Source organism: Micromonospora sp. R77 (assembly GCF_022747945.1).
GTDB lineage: Bacteria > Actinomycetota > Actinomycetes > Mycobacteriales > Micromonosporaceae > Micromonospora.
In genome coordinates this window covers 1-2,461 of the sequence record NZ_JALDST010000009.1, presented here as the reverse complement: position 1 = coordinate 2,461, position 2,461 = coordinate 1, and the positions used below count along the sequence as shown (strand labels likewise).

The following is a 2,461-nucleotide window of genomic DNA, read 5'->3' as shown; positions in this document are numbered from 1 at the left end:
CGACCACGGCCGCCTCGGCGCGGCGTACCTCCGCGGTGGCCTCGGCGACGGCGCGCTCCGCGGCGGCGCACTGCTGCGCGTACCAGTCGTGCGCCTCGGCGCGCTGGGTGGCCACCCGGGCGGTCAGCTCGGCGAGCCGACGGAGCTGGGCGGCGTACGTCTCACTCGTGACCGGTTCGTTCATCGGGACGGACCATAAGGGATGATCACCTGTCCGGTGCGGTGCATCGCCCGGTCGAAGTAGAGCCCCCGCCACGGCCGGGGATACCAGTCCGGCCCGCCGCTGCCCGGATAGAGCGAGGAGCCCAGCTCGCCGCCCTGCACGTCCAGCGCCACCCAGGCCCCGATCTGGTCGGTGCGGGCGGCCGGCCCGCCCAGGTCCACCCGCATCCGGGCCACGCCCCGCCACCACGCCAGGACGTGCGTACGCCGTTCCGGCCCGTCGTGCAGGATCCGCCGCAGCTGCTCCAGCCCGCTGCGCCGACCGGCCCGCCCGGCGAGTTGACCCGAGGCCGCGTCGACCGCGTAGAGCAGCAGGTAGTGCGGCGTGCTCGGGGTGCCCGGCGCACCCAGCGAGTCACCCACCTCCGCCATCAGCTCGGTGACGCTGTCCTCGTCGTACCAGGCGGCGTCGTCGGCCAGGTCGGCGTAGAGCTCCCGGGCGGCCGGATCGGCGTCCGGGTCGAGGCAGGCGATGGAGAACCGGGCCGTGCCGGGGCGGTGCTGCCGGGCCAGCGAGCGGGCGGCGGCGTCCAGCACCGCGCACGCCTCGTCGACCCGGGTGCCCAGCACCGCCAGGTTCCGCCCGGGGGCGCGGGGCAGCCGCAGCGCCGCCGACCGGGCCTGCACGTCGATGATCTCGCCGAGCAACGCCACCGGACTACGCGGCACCCCCTCGTCGGGCGGGGTGAGTGCCCGGAAGTCCGGGGCGTCGGCCAGCCGGGGGATCGCGTCGCCGTCGAAGAGCCGGGCCGGCGCGGCGTCGGCCGGTCGCATCCGCCACAGCCGGTGCTGCAACTCGCTCCAGCTCTCCCAGTCGCTGGCGGACGGGATCCGGGCCACCTCGTTCCCCTCGGTCAGCCCGGACTCGGCGTTGACCACGGCGTGGTGCCGGGGCAGGGACTGCGCCGCGTCGTTGCGTTCGGCGAGGATGCGCAGTGCCTTGGGCAGCGCGATCCGCAGAGTGAACTGGGCGACCAGCGCGGGCCGGCCCCACAGCGCCTCGATGCCCCGGACATCCTGCGAGGCGAGCACCAGGTGGATGCCCTGCGACCGGCCCCGCCGGGCCAGGTCCTCCAGCAGGTCGGCGGCCTCCCGGGCGACCACGTCCCGGCCGGCCAGCAGCGCCTGGAACTCGTCGACCACCGCGACGATCCGCGGCCAGTGCCCGGTCGGGTCGACCGCCCGCAGCTCGGCCAGCTTGGTGACCTCGTGCTTCTTCGCGGCGTCCGCCCGGCGGCGCAGCTCCTCGGCGAGGAAGCGCAGCAGCGCCAGCCCGAACTCCCGGTCGGTGTTGACGTTGATGCCGACCAGCCGCATGTGCGGCAGCCAGCTCGGGTCCCGCCGGCCCTGCGCGAACCGGGCGAAGGACACCCCCTCCTTGAAGTCGAGCAGATAGAACTCCAGCTCGGCGGGGGAGTAGCGGGACGCCAACGCGCCGATCCAGGCGAAGATCAGGTTCGTCTTGCCGGTGCCGGACGGGCCGCCGATCAGCGCGTGCGGCGGGTAGTCGCCGAGGGTGAGCAGCACCGGCCGGCCGTGCGGACCCTCCCCGATCGGGGCGCTCAGGCCGTGCGCCGAGTCCTCCTGCCAGAACCGGTCGGCCGGCGGCAGCAGGTCGGTGAACGGGGCCGGCGGGGGACCGGCGTTGACCCGCGACGCCACCTCCCGACAGGTCTCGGTGACCAGGGTGGCCGGGGGCGCGTCGTCCAGGGTGACCGGCAACCCGGCCACCCGCGCGCCGTCGGGCTGCACCACGACCCGGGTCACCGTCGGGTGGTCGGGCAGGTCGATGCCGCGGACCACCAGGTGCACCCCGCAGGCCGCGCCGGTGCGGACCACCCGGTCCAGCTGGCCCCGCTCGTGCCGGTTCAGCTCGTCGCCGCCGAGCAGCACCGCCACCCGCCACGGCTCGGGCCGCCGGCCCGTCGCCGCGGCCAGCTCCCGCAGCGAGCCGTGCTCGCCGGCCAGCACCGTCTCGTTGATCCGGCGGATCTGCTCGACCAGGTCGTCCAGCAGCCGGCCCAGCCCACCCGGGCCGACGAAGGTGAGCAGCCCGGCGGTGCCGAGCGGGGCGAACCCGGCCAGGCCGCCGCCGAGGTGCTCCGGGTCGTACCCGAAGAGGCGGACCGACCCGGGGTCGGCGCGGCCGACCGAGCGCAGCAGCAGCGCCGGCACCACCGCGGCGATGCCGTCGGTGTCCCCGCCGGCCAGGTGGACGTGCCCGGCGTCCAGCAGCGGC

The 2,461-nt window shown here is 76.1% G+C and carries 1 protein-coding gene and 1 pseudogene; both read right to left on the bottom strand.

Annotation, left to right across the window (positions count from 1 at the left end; all coding sequences use genetic code 11):
- Positions 1–184, bottom strand: a pseudogene (locus MRQ36_RS32795) (hypothetical protein); the annotation flags it as partial.
- Positions 181–2,461, bottom strand: a 2,281-nt coding sequence (locus tag MRQ36_RS32790) for an FtsK/SpoIIIE domain-containing protein (protein ID WP_242801699.1), incomplete at its 5' end; no start/stop codon positions are given. The gene MRQ36_RS32790 and the pseudogene MRQ36_RS32795, both read right to left, overlap by 4 nt.